This window comes from Sphingobacterium arenae (assembly GCF_014692505.1).
Taxonomy (GTDB): domain Bacteria; phylum Bacteroidota; class Bacteroidia; order Sphingobacteriales; family Sphingobacteriaceae; genus Sphingobacterium; species Sphingobacterium arenae.
Map to the genome: position 1 here is coordinate 274,076 of NZ_JACNYK010000005.1, position 16,783 is coordinate 290,858.

12 protein-coding genes are annotated in these 16,783 nt (G+C 41.1%); 7 read left to right on the forward strand and 5 right to left on the reverse strand.

Features of this window, described 5'->3' with window-relative positions; translation table 11 throughout:
- Nucleotides 1-28: 28 nt before the first annotated feature.
- On the reverse strand, nucleotides 29-751 hold the full coding sequence (locus tag H8B17_RS16880) for a FadR/GntR family transcriptional regulator (protein WP_190310394.1): 723 nt from the start codon (nucleotides 749-751) through the stop codon (nucleotides 29-31).
- Nucleotides 752-951: 200 nt separating this feature from the next.
- Between H8B17_RS16880 and H8B17_RS16885 the strand changes: the two genes are divergently transcribed.
- Together H8B17_RS16885 and uxuA are read left to right on the forward strand one after the other, a co-directional pair.
- Complete coding sequence (locus tag H8B17_RS16885) at nucleotides 952-1,773, forward strand: SDR family oxidoreductase (protein WP_190310395.1); 822 nt, start codon at nucleotides 952-954, stop codon at nucleotides 1,771-1,773.
- A 13-nt stretch (nucleotides 1,774-1,786) separates the two neighbouring features.
- Nucleotides 1,787-2,953 (forward strand): mannonate dehydratase, encoded by a 1,167-nt coding sequence (gene uxuA / locus H8B17_RS16890; protein WP_190310396.1) that lies wholly within the window; start codon nucleotides 1,787-1,789, stop codon nucleotides 2,951-2,953.
- Nucleotides 2,954-2,959: 6 nt separating this feature from the next.
- Here uxuA and H8B17_RS16895 read toward each other — a convergent pair whose 3' ends face one another.
- From H8B17_RS16895 to tyrS, 4 genes are all read right to left on the reverse strand, one after another.
- The gene (locus H8B17_RS16895; RefSeq protein ID WP_190310397.1) at nucleotides 2,960-3,985 is read right to left on the reverse strand and encodes a LacI family DNA-binding transcriptional regulator; all 1,026 of its coding nucleotides are present in this window, start codon (nucleotides 3,983-3,985) and stop codon (nucleotides 2,960-2,962) included.
- Nucleotides 3,986-3,992: 7 nt separating this feature from the next.
- Nucleotides 3,993-4,637: a LolA family protein gene (locus H8B17_RS16900; RefSeq protein ID WP_190310398.1), complete on the reverse strand. Its 645-nt coding sequence runs from the start codon at nucleotides 4,635-4,637 to the stop codon at nucleotides 3,993-3,995.
- A gap of 1 nt (nucleotide 4,638) precedes the next feature.
- Nucleotides 4,639-7,233, reverse strand: a complete 2,595-nt coding sequence (locus H8B17_RS16905) for an FtsK/SpoIIIE family DNA translocase (RefSeq protein WP_190310399.1) — start codon at nucleotides 7,231-7,233, stop codon at nucleotides 4,639-4,641.
- A gap of 62 nt (nucleotides 7,234-7,295) precedes the next feature.
- Entirely contained in the window at nucleotides 7,296-8,579 is a 1,284-nt protein-coding gene (gene tyrS / locus H8B17_RS16910; protein ID WP_190310400.1) for a tyrosine--tRNA ligase, read from the reverse strand.
- 85 nt (nucleotides 8,580-8,664) lie between these two features.
- Between tyrS and H8B17_RS16915 the strand changes: the two genes are divergently transcribed.
- The 5 genes from H8B17_RS16915 to glmS all read left to right on the forward strand — a co-directional run bounded on the left by H8B17_RS16915 (nucleotide 8,665) and on the right by glmS (nucleotide 16,783).
- Nucleotides 8,665-9,339: a hypothetical protein gene (locus tag H8B17_RS16915; protein ID WP_190310401.1), complete on the forward strand. Its 675-nt coding sequence runs from the start codon at nucleotides 8,665-8,667 to the stop codon at nucleotides 9,337-9,339.
- A 20-nt stretch (nucleotides 9,340-9,359) separates the two neighbouring features.
- Nucleotides 9,360-11,051 carry an amino acid permease gene (locus tag H8B17_RS16920; RefSeq protein ID WP_190310402.1) on the forward strand — a complete coding sequence of 564 codons (1,692 nt, stop codon included), beginning with the start codon at nucleotides 9,360-9,362 and terminating at the stop codon, nucleotides 11,049-11,051.
- 633 nt (nucleotides 11,052-11,684) lie between these two features.
- Nucleotides 11,685-13,466 carry a DUF1800 domain-containing protein gene (locus H8B17_RS16925; protein WP_190310403.1) on the forward strand — a complete coding sequence of 594 codons (1,782 nt, stop codon included), beginning with the start codon at nucleotides 11,685-11,687 and terminating at the stop codon, nucleotides 13,464-13,466.
- A gap of 2 nt (nucleotides 13,467-13,468) precedes the next feature.
- Entirely contained in the window at nucleotides 13,469-14,734 is a 1,266-nt protein-coding gene (locus tag H8B17_RS16930) for a DUF1501 domain-containing protein (protein ID WP_190310404.1), read from the forward strand.
- A gap of 207 nt (nucleotides 14,735-14,941) precedes the next feature.
- Nucleotides 14,942-16,783 carry a glutamine--fructose-6-phosphate transaminase (isomerizing) gene (gene glmS, locus H8B17_RS16935; protein WP_190310405.1) on the forward strand — a complete coding sequence of 614 codons (1,842 nt, stop codon included), beginning with the start codon at nucleotides 14,942-14,944 and terminating at the stop codon, nucleotides 16,781-16,783.

Sequence of the window (16,783 nt, forward strand, 5' to 3'; positions counted from 1 at the left end):
GGTTTATTTGGATTATGAAATTAAATTACTATCTGTTTTTTATCTCTCGTTGGCTTAGCTCCCAGATATCGTTCAAGTGCTTCCGCATTGCTTCTTTTGCAAGGTTTGGATTCTGTTGTTCGATAGCTTCATATATAGCGCGATGTTCGTCGATCGCTTTATATACTTGATTTTCTCCACACACTTTCTTCTCGGTAATGTTTTTCACTAAATCTGGTATGAGATGAAGAATCATGGACGATATAACATTGTTTTGTGTCGCTTGTGCAATTTTGGTATGAAAAAGCATGTCTTCTTCGACGCTCGATTGATTGTTTTTCGTTTTTATCTCGAAACTTAGCATCGTTTCCTTTAAGACTTTTAGATCTTCTTCGGTGCGTCGAATAGCTGCCAATTGTACCGCGGTAATTTCTAGATGAAAACGTGCTTCAATTAAGGCATAGAAATCATCTTGATTAAAGTTAATGAGATCACCTATCATACTATCAATGATGTTAATACCCAGACCCGCTACATACGTTCCACTTTGTGGGTTTGTTTTTAGTAGTCCGTAGAATTGTAATTTTAGGATGGCTTCTCTCACATAGCTTCTGCTCGTTTGAAATCTCTCACTCAATATGCGTTCAGAAGGTAGCTTATCGCCAGGTTTCAATTGTCCTGAAACAATGAGATTCCTCATTTGGTGAATGATAATGTCCACCGGGGATTGCCTTTGTATGGCAGAAAGACTTTCAATAATACTGTTGTTCATATAACATCTGACTAAATTGGTAAACCAGTTATTGGTTGACCAATTTAGAGATAAATATGATATAAACAAAAAAAAAGTAAATATTTATTTTGCAAGTAGGCATATACGAAATCGTTATCGTGAATAAAACTATGGTAAATACTTGAGAATGACTAAAAAATGGCTATCATTGAATGTTATAAACTTACGACTATAATAACATGAATATTTTAGAGAGATTCTCATTAAAAGGAAAAGTTATCGTGGTAACCGGCGGTACAGGTATTTTGGGAAAAGCGTTTGTCAAAGCATTAGCGGAAGCAGGTGCTAAAATCTGTATTATCGGACGAAGCCAAGAAAAAGCAGACGAGCGGGTAAAAATGGTGGAAACATTGGGCGGTGAGGCGTTAGCCGTTGTTGCGGATGTCATGGATGAAAATTCTGTTAGAATTGCTAAAGAGCAGATTTTAAATAAATGGAATACGATAGACGGCTTGGTGAATGCAGCGGGCGGAAATATTCCTGGCGCTACTATCGGACCGGACGATAATTTGTTTGATAACAAAATAGGAGATACGATTAAGGCCATCGAATTGAATCTATATGGTACGATTATACCAACACTTGTCTTTGGGGAGGTTATTGCCAAGCAGGGAAAAGGTTCTATTATCAATATATCATCCTTAGCAGCAAGTTTACCTATTACACGTGTTTTAGGATATACCGTGGCGAAGCACGGTGTAGATGGCTTTACGAAATGGATGGCAACAGAATTGGCCTTGCGATATGGCGATAAGGTACGTGTAAACGCAATAGCACCGGGTGTATTTCTTACGGAACAAAATCGTGCTTTGTTAACCAATCCTGACGGCAGTTATACGGATCGAGCAGGTAAATTTGTGCAAGGAACACCTTTTTCTCGGTTGGGAGATCCGTCTGAGTTGGAGGGGACACTGGTGTATCTATTAAGCGATGCCTCTGCTTTTGTGTCCGGGGAAACCATCTTTGTTGATGGAGGTTTTAATAGTTGGTGTGGCGTTTAGTTTTTTATATAATATGGATAAGCGATTTTTAGAACAGACGTGGCGTTGGTACGGACCCAATGACCCGGTATCCTTGCAGGATGTAAAGCAGGCTGGAGCGACAGGTATCGTATCGGCATTACACCATATACCACATGGTGACGTATGGCCGAAGGAGGATATTTTGGAGCGGAAGAGAATAATAGAAGAAGCCGGATTGGTGTGGTCGGTTGTGGAAAGTGTAACCGTTCACGAAGCCATAAAGACACGTTCAGAGCAGGTTGATTTTTATTTAGAGAATTATCGTCAAACACTGACGAACTTGGCAGCGTGCGGAATAAAAACAGTTTGTTATAATTTTATGCCGGTACTCGACTGGACTCGTACGCAATTAGATAAGGTGATGCGAGATGGGTCTAAAGCACTTTATTTTGATTGGATTGATCTGGCCATCTTTGATATCTTTATTTTGGAACGCCCTGATGCGAGAACATCGTATGCTAAAGAAATTGTGGAACAAGCGGAGAGCCGTTATGCCACTTTTGATGAAGAGGATAAGAAATTTTTACTATCCAATGTGTTAATGGGAATTCCCGGTGAGAAGGACCCTTCATTGGAAGATCTGCAACGGAGTATTGATGTTTATGGGGAGATTGGATTTGACGGTTTACGGGATAATCTGACTTATTTTCTTTCTTCGATTGCGGATGTCTGCGAAAGAAATGGTATAAAAATGACGATCCATCCGGATGATCCTCCATATCCTATTTTAGGACTTCCGAGAATTGCCGGAAATGTGGCTGATTTTGAGTATATCATCAACACGGTCGATAAACCGTTTAATGGGGTTTGTTTTTGCACGGGGTCACTCGGTGCTGGGCCTGATAACGATTTGGTTCAAATATTTAAGAAAGTACAGCATCGCGTGAATTTTGTGCATTTACGTAACGTAAAGAAAGACGCCTTAGGAAGTTTCTATGAAGCAGACCATCTGGATGGTGATGTGGACATGTATGCCGTTATGAAAGAGCTGGCCGCTGAAAACCAAAAACGGGAGATTCCCATTCCGTTTAGACCAGATCACGGACATCAAATGTTGGACGATTTGAATAAAGTTACGAATCCTGGATATTCTGCAATAGGTCGGCTGCGAGGACTGGCTGAGTTGCGAGGGTTGGAGTTAGGTATTCTAGGGAGTTGATAGTTACTATCCTAATGTAGAGCGTCGAAGCTGGATAGAGGTGGGGAGTTTAATATCCTCCCACTCGATTTGGCTTCGATTCTTTTTTTGCATAATCTCCACCAACTTATTAACGGAGATTTCCCCTATTTCGGTCGTAGGTTGCCTAACGGTGCTTAAGGATGGATTTAGCGAAAGAACCAGATCGGTGTTTGCAAAGCCGATGACTGCAAGGGTTTCTGGTACTTTTATCTCCAATTTAGCTAAAATGCCCAATAGATGTGTGGTGATTGTATCGGCAACGCCAACAATGGCATTTGGAGGCTTAGGCAATTGCAAGAGACTTTTAACATGTTTTTCCATGTCATCTTGTAAATCTGCTAGACTTTTCACATTGCAATGTACGATATATTCCGGCGTGACAGGTATTTGAAAATCGTGATGAGCTTCCATGTATCCTGACAGTCGTTTGGTTGTGATGCCCTGGTGCGCTCCACAAAATATAGCAATTTTCCGCCGGTCGATATCAATGAGATGTTTGCATGCATTATACATCCCTTCCGCATTAAGCACACCTACTTTATGAGTTTCTACCGGATAATGTGTTCGGTCAAAGATAACAATAGGTGTTGTTTTAAGGATTTGCCTGGCCAGATCTGTATTTGATTCTTCATGAATAGGGCAGAAAAGAATACCGTCTACTGATTTGTCTAGCATGGACTGAAGAGCTAGTTTCTCTAAATCTTCATTTTCCATGGTGTTCATGATGATCGTTCTGTAATGATGCGCCGTAGCGGCTTTCTGCATGCCTGCAATAATTTGCGCTTCGAAGGATCCGGTCATTTTGGGGAGAACAACCCCAATCGTATTTGTTTTTCCTGTCTTCAGAAATTTCGCGTGAACGTTGGGTTGGTAGTTATGCTTTTTTGCAAACTCCTGTACGGTTTTTTTTGTTACCTCACTAATTTCATAACTATCATTCAACGCTTTTGATACCGTGGAAACAGACATATTTAGTGCCTGGGCTAAACTTTTAAGTGTTATCTTCGCCATCGTTATCTTATCTAAGGTCGACTATCTCATAACGGGGATAATCTGCTGCTTTGAATGTAAATGTTGCAGTCGGAATTTGATGATTGACATATAAGGTATTCATGGTGTAGGTATATTTTGTTCCCGACTTGTCGACTACCACAACATCATGAATATGCCTGTTTTTATTTATCCGTAGGGTGATTTTTGCATAGTTTGTTTTCGTATCTATAGGCTTTAACTCGATGACATGCAAAATGTCATTGCCTAATGGTTCGTCCTTAGAACGGATATAGGTGAACCCCCTTTTGTAGAATGTAAAGAGATTGTTTGGGCCGATGCTTTCCGAATTTTTTTCTGCGTCGCTTACTTGTACCTCTTCGTCTTCTTTGAGGATAGACCAAGTGCTTTTGCCGTCATTTATGATATCTTGCTCGCTCAACACTATGCGGAACTGACTTTTTGGTTTGTTCAGGAACAGCGTGCCCTTATCCGCATGGTTCCCTCCTTGTGCTTGCTGTACGGAAAAACTAAAGTCCGACTGTATGGTCTGATACGCATCATATTTTGCAGATACTTCTTCCAATAACTTTTTTGCTTTGGTATCCGTTTGTGTGAATGCTATTAGTGACGTACAAATGAAAGCCGTCAGAACTATTATTTTCTTCTCCATCTTATTCGTTGTTTCTTAACGTTTCCAAATACTGTTCTAGCGAATATTCGTCGGGATAAAGTACTTCGCGTGCCTTACTTCCCTCGAAAGGACCTACAATACCGGCAGCCTCCAATTGATCGATGATTCGTCCGGCTCTGTTGTAGCCTAGCTTTAATTTACGTTGAATCAATGACGTTGAACCTTGTTGATGCATGACAATCAGTCGCGCAGCCTCTTCGAAAAGTTGATCGCGATCACTCGAATCAAATTCCAGGCCGCCGCTTCCATCTCCATTTTCATCAACGTATTCGGGCAGCATAAAAGCAGATGGATAACCACGTTGACTTCCGATAAACTCCGATATTTGCTCTACTTCCGGCGTGTCTACAAAAGCACATTGGATACGTGTTAAATCACTTCCTGTTGCCAAGAGCATGTCCCCACGACCGATCAGTTGGTCAGCACCCCCCGCATCCAGAATGGTGCGGGAGTCGACTTTCGACAATACCCGGAAGGCTAAGCGTGCAGGAAAGTTCGCTTTGATCGTACCTGTAATTATATTTACAGACGGTCTTTGGGTGGCAATAACCAAATGTATTCCCACGGCCCTTGCCAATTGGGCGAGACGCGCAATCGGCGTTTCCACCTCTTTTCCTGCGGTCATCATTAAATCCGCAAACTCATCCACTACCAGAACGATATAAGGTAAGAATCGATGTCCCTCTTCAGGGTTTAATCGGCGATTCACAAATTTTACGTTATACTCTTTTAAATTACGTACGGCTGCATTCTTTAACAGGTCGTAACGTTGATCCATTTCAATACAGAGCGAGTTTAGCGTGTTGATTACTTTTTTTGTGTCGGTAATAATGGCTTCATCTTCATTCGGCAATTTTGCCAAAAAATGACGTTCTATCGTTTTGAAAAGCGAAAGTTCCACCTTTTTGGGGTCAACCATAACGAATTTGAGTTCGGCAGGATGCTTCTTGTATAGTAAAGATGTTAGAATCGCATTGATACCGACTGATTTACCCTGACCTGTGGCACCGGCTACCAGCAAATGAGGCATTTTAGCCAAATCCGCTATATAAACCTCATTTGATATCGTTTTACCCAATGCAATAGGTAAATCCATATCCGTTTTTTGGAACTTCTCTGTTGCTAGAACAGAACGCATGGATACCATTTCTGGCGAACTATTAGGTACCTCAATACCAATAGTTCCTTTGCCAGGCATCGGTGCGATGATGCGTATGCCTAATGCTGCAAGGCTCAATGCAATGTCATCTTCCAGATTTTTGATTTTGGAGATGCGTACACCTGGTTTGGGTATGATTTCATATAATGTTACCGTTGGGCCGATTGTAGCTTTAATGTGTTCAATTTCAATACTGTAGTTGCGCAACGTTTCCACGATACGGTTTTTGTTGGCTTCCAATTCCTGCTGGTTGATAGTGATCTTGCCGCTTCCGTATTCTTTTAGCAAATCGAGCGTTGGATACTGATAGCCCGACAAGTCCAACTTGGGATCATATTCACCGAACTCGGCAACAAGGTCGTTGGCTGTAATCGCTTTTTCTTCCACCACTTTCTCCACACTAAGTACAGGACCGTTAGTAACCGGCTCTTGTTTGCTATCTACCGGTCTATCAATAATCTCCGGTGTATCTACCGTAAATGTAATTTCATGTTCATTATTCCGCTGTGGTTCATCCGGTATATTCTGTACTAAAGGAGCCTGCGATTGCGATTCAAAGCTCTCATTTAACAAGGATTCGTCTTCTATAGCAGTTTCTATGGGACGATGAGCCGTGTTACGTGCAACATTCGAAATAGTGTTTGATTTGTTGGCGAAAGTATCAAAATTATCTTCTTCGTCTGCCACCTCTTCATCTTCATCGGTTTTTTTAGACGCCCAAGTCCATTTCAAATCTAAGTTATAAATAAGGATGAGGATCGCTAAGTACGCAAAAGCGAGGAGGGCAGCAATTCCTGTACTACCTATCTGAATTTTTAGCAACTGATTTGTCCAATAACCAAACTTCCCTTCCAATATATGAGGTGAATCGGTGAGAAAATCCTGTAAAAAACCAAGTGTTACGGATAAATAAATGATCGCCGTTGCGGAATAAATGATGGTTTTCCATACGGGTAAAAGAGATTTCCGATAAAGAAATTTATACCCTACAATAAAAAGGATAAAGGTGAAAAGGAAGGAAGCTATACCAAACCATTTGTAAATAAACTGATTGGCAAGCAATGCCCCCAGTTTTCCCAGCTTATTTTCAACAATGGGAAGTTCGATGGCGTCATCAGCCATTTCATCCGTACTTCGAAATAGCGTGGACCACCCACCATTTGTTTCCGTTATATAACTTTGGTCTTGTTTCCATGTAAAAAGATAGGAAACAAACGAAACAGCCATGATGAATGAAGCGAATAGCAAGAAGATGCCCAATATTTTCAGAGCCTTGCGCTGTCCGTCCGAAAAATTAATGCTTTCAAACGAATTAAACCGTTTTTTCTTGCTATATGATACTTTCCCTGTGGTACGTGCAGCACGTTTAGTGCCTGCACTACCGGAATTTTTAAATGTATTTCCTTTGTTTGACATGAAAATCAGCTACCTTTCCTAGCTACAAACTTAGGAAAAATAAAGGAAATGCTATCGTCCTCTTACTTTACAAAAACTAAAAAATAGTTTTTCTTGCCGCGTTGCGCAACAATGTATTTATCATTAATCAAGTGTGTGGTATCAATCGTTAACTCCATGTTATTGATTTTCTCTTTGTTGATCGCTACGCCACCTCCCTGCAACATTTTTCGTGCCTCGCCTTTTGACGGAAAAACGGATGTGTTTACGGCTAGAAAATCCAGTATATTGATGCCCGGTGTAAGTTGACCTCTATCGATTTCAAACTGCGGGACCCCATCGAAAACCTCAAGCACGCTATCGTGCGTTAATTCGGTCAAAAACTCAAGAGAACCGTTGCCGAATAGAAATTCTGACGTTTTTAGAGCCGTTTCATAATCCCTTTCTGAGTGTGTGCGTATGGTGATATCTCTTGCCAATGCTTTTTGTACCGCTCGGGTATGAGGAGCAGCATCGTGTTCTGTAATGATGGCGTCGATCTCTTCTTTTGTCTTTAGTGTGAAAATTTTAATCCAATTTTTCGCGTCATCATCGGTGGTATTCAGCCAAAATTGATAAAATTTGTAAGGAGAAGTTTTCTTTGGATCTAACCAAACTGCTCCTGACTCGGTTTTGCCAAACTTCTGCCCATCTGCTTTTTTGATCAATTGTGTCGTGATCGCATAAGCTGTTCCTTGGTCTTGACGACGAATCATCTCACTACCTGTTACAATATTTCCCCATTGGTCTGATCCCCCCATTTGAACCTTACAATCGTGATGTTTCCACAAATAATAAAAATCGTAACCTTGTATCAGTTGATAGGTAAATTCCGTAAAGGAAAGACCACTGTCGCCTTCCAGACGTTTTTTGACGGAGTCCTTTGCCATCATATAGTTAACGGTAATCAGCTTACCAACGTCGCGAATAAAATCCAGGAATTTAAAATCTTTGAACCAGTCGTAGTTATTGACCATCTTGGCATCGGTCTCACCGTCTCCGAAATGCAAAAATTTGGCAAGCTGTGATTTTAAGCTAGCAACATTGTGTTGTAACGTGGCTTCATCTAACAGATTTCGTTCGGCAGACTTAAACGAGGGGTCGCCAATCATCCCCGTAGCTCCGCCCACTAATGCAACTGGTTTATGTCCCGCGTTTTGAAAATGGATGAGGGTCATGATTTGTGTTAAATGGCCCACATGCAGTGAATCTCCTGTTGGGTCGAAACCAATATAGCCGGAAACGTTTTCTTTATTCAGTAATTCTTCTGTTCCGGGCATGATATCTTGTAACATCCCTCTCCAACGCAGTTCTTCTACAAAGCTCATCTTTTTGTGGTTAAATTTTTTTCAATAAGATTGCAAAGATACGAGATTAAGCCGTATCTTACGATAAATAAAGAAGTTTGGGCTCGTGAATTTTTTGTCGCATTATTATTTTGAACGCTATAGCCCGCATTCCGAACGAATACTAGGTGCACTGCTCCCAGATTTACTTAAGAATGTGGATAAGGGTTACAATTTTCACCCTCAGCGATTTGAAGAGGTGCTTTTTGCCCACCCAAAAACGATGTGGATATCAGAAGGGTGGTACAGACATGTCGAGGTTGATAAGCTTTTTCATTCCTCTAGTTTTTTCTTGGACCATACGCATGCGTTGCGACGTAAATTGGATCCGGTCGTGGAGCATCTCCCCATACGGGCGTCTTTTTTAGCCCATATCTCGATTGAACTTTTGTTAGATCATCTGCTAATAGAACATGTGCTCATCAATCCTGTCAGGTTGTACGAACATTTGGAACAAGTCCAGACAGCAACGATTGAAAAATATCTACGGGCTATTGGAGACGTGGATGTAGCGCGTTTTCTGACCTTTTATGACCGCTTTGTGACTTCTCGCTATGTTTTGGATTATGCAGACCTGGGCAATCTTTCTTATGCACTTTTCAATATATGTAAGCGTGTTTGGACATTTGAGAATAATGCCGAAGATTATGAAAGGTTAACAGCTTCCCTGCGATTATACAAAGAACATTCTCTTGTGAATTACATGGATATATTTCAGCAGATACAAGATAAAATCGTCTAGTTTGGGTTACTTTTGCATATATGATAAATAAACTTTTCCGAAAGAAGAGTGTCGACCAGATCGTTGCAGATGCTCAACAGGGGACGGGACTTGCTAAAGTTTTAGGTGTTCGTGATCTCGTGTCATTGGGAATTGCGGCAATAGTGGGTGCTGGAATATTTAGTACCATTGGTCTAGCGAGTTATGAGGGAGGTCCCGCTATCTCTTTACTTTTTATTTTTGTAGCCTTCGCTTGCGTATTCACCGCGCTGGCCTATGCACAATTTGCCAGTACTGTTCCGGTGTCTGGCAGCGCTTATACATATGCTTACGTCACCTTTGGAGAACTCTTTGCTTGGATTATTGGTTGGGCTCTCGTTTTAGAATATGCCGTTTCTAATACGGTCGTCGCGATTTCTTGGTCTCAATATTTTGTGTCCATGTTAGAAGGTTTTGGAGTGTATATTCCAAAGTGGTTGACGATGGCTCCTGGATATGCCACGGATGCGTATGAAAAGTTTCTTTCGCAAGGGATGAATGCGCTCAGTGCGTCGGATAAGGTGGGGCTCCACGCCTATATGTCTGCGCCACGGGTGGGGAGTATTCCGATTATTTTTGATTTACCTGCGGGTTTAATAACGGTGCTTGTTACCTGGTTGGTATATATTGGCATTAGAGAATCGCAGCGGGCAAGTAATATTATGGTTGCTGTTAAAGTTGGGATTATCTTATTGGTTATTGCCGGAGGGGTTTTCTTTGTTAAACCTGAGAATTGGACACCCTTTATGCCTAATGGTATTCCGGGTGTGATGGGGTCTGTCGCAGCGGTATTCTTTGCTTTTATTGGCTTTGATTCTATATCCACGACGGCAGAGGAATGTAAAAATCCACAACGTGATTTGCCTCGTGCGATGATAATATGTTTGGTGATATGCACCCTGTTATATGTCGCCATTGCCTTGGTTTTGACAGGTATGGTAAACTATACAGAGCTGAATGTGAAAGATCCCTTGGCGTTTGTTTTTAAGTACGTAGGCTTCGATCATATGGCGGGTATTGTGTCGGTTACCTCTGTTGTAGCTATAACAAGTGCTTTGGTCGTGTATCAATTGGCACAACCGCGAATCTGGATGACAATGAGCCGCGACGGTTTGCTATGGAAAAAATTTGCTCGAGTACACCCAAAATACAAGACACCGTCTTTTGCAACTATTGTAACTGGCGTTGTAGTGGCAGTTCCATCGTTGTTTTTTAAAATGGACTTTTTTGTCGATTTGACGAGTGTCGGAACATTTTTCGCTTTCATCTTGGTATGTGCTGGTGTACTGTACATGGATTATACCGGGTTATCGGCGAAATCTAAATTCAGAGTGCCTTATATAAATGGTAAATACTTAATCGGGCTGGGATTTGTTGTCGCTTGGATTTTCCTATATCGTTATGGGCAGGATGCGATACAGGAATGGAGAGAGATGCCTTGGCTGGAGATAGCAGAGCACAAATCCCTCATCTTGATTTTTTGGTTGGTTTGGGTAATACTCGCTGTGATGGGATATAAATATAAATTTTCCTTGTTGCCTGTTACAGGGATTTTAATTAATCTTTACCTAATGAGTCAGCTCGGAGCAAGCAATTGGATTATATTTTTGGTATGGTTGGCCGTGGGGCTGGTACTCTATTTTATATACGGGTATAAACACTCGAGATTGAACGTTAGGGAAAATAAAAAGTAAATATACAACACGTGCTTCCTTAATTTGGGGACTCTCCGCGCCAATTTTTCCGCAGCGGTGTACTTTTTGTTGACCGTTTTAGTCACCTTTGCCTAAAATTGGATAAAAACATTGGTTTAACGCGGCTAAAGGCTCTTTTTGTGGTGAGTATATACTTACCGAAAGGTATACGTAATGAGCCAAATGTTATACCTGATGAGCCAACGTGTGTACCTGACGTAACGAACGGTATACCGGATGAGCCCAAACGAATACCTTATATGCTAAAATGTAAACGTGATGTAACAACCCGTATACCGAATGCGTCAAAAATAATACATTCGGCGGTAAAGGGTATACTGGCTGAGTCAACTCGTATAGCAGATGAACCAAAACGGATACCATACATGTCAAAACCAATACCTTACGCGCTCAAGTGTATACGTGATAAGGTAAATAGTATACTGTAGAGGCCACAAGTAATACGTTATGTGAAAAAGTGTATACGGGATGGCACGACAGCATAGCGAATTTGTCAAAAATAAAAACGGATTACTATTCCTAATTTTAAAAAAAACACTAACTTTAATACAATATAGGAGGTTGAATGCTAGGTTGTTGGGTGGATTTCTCTATAAACGGGCAAATGATGTTATGTTATATCAAGGAAAAAAAATAAGCGTATTTTTTCTATTCTTTTTAGGATTGTGTTTTTCTTATGCGCAAAAAAATCCGGAGGTTTTTCCATATAAGGCAGCGGGCTTAAGTGAAGAGGAAGCGGCGATACACCTGCTAAGCAGATTTACCTATGGCTATAATGTCAACGACGTACGGCAAATTCAAAAGGAGGGATTGGAAAGATGGTTTTTTAGGCAATTGCGGGGAAAAGCAACGGATAAGGAATTAGTTGAAATGCTGGAACCGTATGCAGACGCGATGTTGGATAATAAAACACTGGCTGAGAAGTATCCTCGAAATACGCGCGTCAGAAGAATGATGATTAATGAGGGATATATTCCGAAAGATTCGGTCCTTAATGGAAGTGCCTTTTTTAAAGAAGCATATAAAAATTATCTAGCGGAAAAAGGGTTTAAACCGGAGCAAGAACTCTATAGAAAATTTATTGCTGCAAAAGTACTTCGAGCAGCATTCTCTGCTAATCAATTGCAAGAAGTCATGACAGATTTCTGGTTCAACCATTTCAATGTATCGTTTACCAAGCCGCAATCAGCCCCTTTTATCCCTTCCTATGAGAATCATGTTATTCGTCCGAGGGCTTTGGGTAAATTTGATGAACTTTTGTTGGCAACAGCTAAATCACCAGCGATGCTGCTTTACTTAGACAATGCCTCTAGTGTAGCCGAACGGCCTAATGCAAAAAATAAAATAGGGATTAATGAAAACTATGCGCGGGAACTTCTGGAGTTACATACATTGGGCGTAGACGGTGGTTATACACAAAAAGATGTTTCGGAAGCAGCGCGTATATTGACGGGCTGGACCATCTATCCCTTGAATGGATATGGAAATCAAAACTTGATTAAGCAAATCACCAAGGGAAATGAAGTACAACGTCAAAGTTTAATTGAAGAGGATTTTGTCTTTGCAGCAAATAGGCACGATAAGCGACAGAAAACGGTGCTGGGAAAAGATTTTGAAAACAACGGGTATGAAGAGGGCGTTGAGCTGATCTTCTATCTGTCTTCTAGACCACAGACCGCCCGTTTTGTTTCCAAGAAGATAGCCGTTCGTTTTGTCAGCGATACACCCCAAGAAGCTTTGATAGAGAACATGGCGAATGCTTTTTTAGCATCTGAAGGCGATATTAAGAAAATTTTGACGGCAATGGTTTATTCCCCGGCGTTTTGGCATCGGGATAATGTATATAGTAAGGTGAAAACCCCTTTTGAATTGGCCATTAGCAGCGTTAGGGCTTTAGATGCTCAAGTCGAAAATCCCAATCGTTTGATTAACTGGGTTACGAGGATGGGGGAAAAGAAATACTATTATATCGCCCCTACAGGTTTTCCTGATAAGTCAAGTTATTGGATCAATACGGGCTCGCTATTGAACAGAATGAATTTTGGATTGTCCTTTGCTTCCAATAAAGCGTCAGGTATAAATATAGACCTTTTGGAACTGACAAGGCATCATGAACCGGAAAGCCCGGAACACGCATTGGATGTCTATGCAAAGCTACTGTTGCCCACAACAGATATTATCACATTGAAAAATAGACTTTCGCCGCTTTTGACGACGCAAAATTTGCAGAAAAAAGTAGCAAAGTCGTCTGGTGGTGATCGTCATGGACAAGACGAGGACATGCTGGCTGTCAACACCAGGAAAATAAACAACAGAAACAGTAAATCAAACAATGCGATGCTGGCACAGGTGGTTGGTCTCATTATTGGGTCTCCGGAGTTTCAAAGACGTTAACGATGTATACACGCAGAGCATTTTTAAAATCTTCCGGATTAGGCTTGTTGGGAATAGGTCTGATGGGTGGAGTTCCTGCTTTTGTAGCGGAGGCGGTGGCAAGGGAAAAGAATAATCCACTTTATAGCAAAAGACGGGTGATTGTCTGTATATTCCAACGAGGAGCGATGGATGGTTTAATGGCTGTGAGTCCTTTTGAAGATGTCTACTTTAGAGAAGCTCGACCTACGTTGTTTATGGACGTGGTACAAAAAGCATCGGAGAATCCATTGATAGATTTAGATGGACGCTTCGGTTTACATCCGAGCATGAAAGCGTTTGAACCGGTGTTTAGAGATAAACGATTGGCTATTGTCCATGGAATTGGATCTCCCAATACAACAAGATCTCATTTCGATGCGCAAGACTATATGGAATCGGGTACACCCTTTCAGAAAAATACAAGTAGCGGTTGGTTAAATCGAGCGGTGGGGTTGCTAGGACACGACAATATCAGAACACCGTTTTCCGCCGTAAGCGTAACACCAGCACTTCCCCGATCGTTGTATGGAGAACAAGAAGCGTTAGCCATCAGTGACTTAAAAACATTTAAAATCCAAGGAAACACCGCCTTAGTCAATCAAAATGCCAAGAGTTTTGAAGACCTGTATGACAAAGCGACCAATGACTTATTGCGTGATACAGGAAAAGAAAGTTTTGAAGCGATGAAGCTATTGCAAAGTAATCTGGCTAAGCATTACAAACCCGCTAATGATGCAGTGTATCCGACTAGTGGTTTGGGAAATTCACTGAAACAGATAGCCCAACTTATTAAGATGGATGTCGGATTGGAAGTTGCCTTCACAGAATCTAATGGATGGGACACACATTTTAATCAAGGTAAGGAAACAGGGATATTTGCCCGGAATGTAGGAGACTTGTCTCATGCTATTATGGCTTTTTGGAACGATATAGAAGCCTATCAAGATGATGTATTGGTGATGACCATGACGGAATTTGGTCGGACGGTACATCAAAATGGTACCAATGGTACAGATCATGGAAGAGCATCCTGCAATTTTATCTTAGGCAATCATGTAGATGGAGGTAAAGTGCATGGTATAGTTGACGCTTTGGCAAAAGAGAATTTGGAAGATGGACGGGATTTACCTGTTACGACAGACTTTAGAACGGTGTTTTCGGAAGTTGCCGATAAACATCTTCGGATAAAAAATAAAAATGAACTTTTCCCAGATTGGAATGGTGAGGGAATGGGTGTTTTGCGGTAAATATGGAAGTGGTAATGCTACGTTTTGTATATTTTCCTGTTAAAAAATCGTTAATCAATCGATTGCGTTTCTAATTTTTTTATATTTACGACCGATTTAAATTAAAACTATGGAAACCTGGATGGGGTTGTCTATATTCTGCTGTGAATGTGAACAATCCATGCAAGCTTCATCGCCATTAAAAGGAAATTAAAAAAATAAAAAATTATGTGTGGAATCGTTGGTTACGTAGGTAGCAACCTAGCATATCCGGTACTTATTGACGGATTAAAAAAATTGGAATACAGAGGTTACGATAGCGCAGGTGTAGCGTTACATACCGGGAATTCAATTGAAGTTTATAAAAAAGAAGGTAAGGTATCTGCGTTGGAGGGGTCGGTTTACGGAAAGAATATTCAGGCGACTATAGGTATTGGACATACACGGTGGGCGACGCACGGCGAACCCTCTGATAGAAATGCCCATCCTCATTCTTCTAACTCAGGAGATATTGCCATGATACACAATGGTATCATTGAAAACTATGCGCAGCTAAAAAATGAACTTCTTCAAAAGGGGTATACATTTAAGAGCGATACGGATTCTGAAGTACTTGTTAATTTTATTGAAGATATTAAAATTAACAACGAATGTTCGTTGGAAGAAGCCGTCAGAATCGCGTTGAAGAGAGTCGTAGGAGCGTATGTGATTTTATTGTTGGACAAAGATTTGCCAGATACCATTATTGCTGCTCGAAAAGGAAGTCCGCTGGTTATTGGTATCGGTGATAATGCGCATTATCTAGGATCTGATGCTTCACCTATGTTGGCTTATACGAAAGAGGTTGTCTATATTAATGATTACGAGCTAGCGATTGTACGTCCGGATGAACTGGTCCTAAAAAATCTCGGAAACGAACGCATAACGCCCTTTGTGCAGAAACTGGACATCGAATTGGCATCAATTGAAAAAGGTGGTTTCGACCATTTTATGCTGAAAGAAATATTTGAACAACCGCAAACTATTTTTGATTCTTTGCGCGGTCGTATGGATGCCGAACAACAATCTATTACATTAAGTGGCGTGGATAAAATTGCCGACAAGTTATTGAAAGCAAACCGCGTCATAATTGTCGCATGTGGAACAAGCTGGCACGCTGGTCTATTGGCCGAATACGTAATAGAAGAATTATGTCGCATCAATGTCGAGGTGGAATATGCTTCGGAGTTCCGGTATAGAAATCCCATCATAACAGATCAAGATGTGATCATCGCTATTTCTCAAAGTGGTGAAACAGCGGACACCTTAGTTGCATTGGAAAATGCAAAAAAACAAGGGGCTACGATTTTCGGCCTAGTGAATGTGGTTGGGTCGTCTATCGCTCGAATCGCTGATGCAGGTGCTTACACCCACGCCGGGCCAGAGATAGGTGTGGCGAGTACCAAAGCATTTACGGCGCAGTTGGCTGTACTTTATTTAATCGCATTGAAAGTTGCGCAATTGAAAGGAACAATCGAGGCAACGTTATTTAATAAGTTACTTGCAGATTTGGCGAAAGTTCCAGAGCATGTAAAGGAAATTTTGGAAGATCAGGATGCTATTATTCAGGAGATTGCAAGGAAATATAGCGATGCAAGAGATTTTCTTTATTTGGGTAGGGGCTATAATTTTCCAATTGCATTGGAAGGTGCTTTAAAATTGAAGGAAGTCTCCTATATTCATGCTGAGGGATACCCGGCGGCAGAAATGAAACACGGGCCTATTGCATTGGTAGACGATCAACTGCCGGTTGTTTTCGTTGCGACGAAAGACAGTTATCATGAAAAAATTATCAGCAATATTCAGGAAATAAAGGCGAGAAAAGGTAAAGTCATTGCCGTGGTTTCGCACGGTGATGAGGTTGCGGCGGACCTAGCGGATGATGTGATGTTTGTTCCACAAGTCCATGAAATAATTGCGCCAATTTTATCTGTTATTCCATTACAGCTCTTGTCCTATCACATCGGTGTAAATAGAGGATTGGATGTGGATAAACCAAGAAATTTAGCGAAATCGGTAACTGTTGAATAG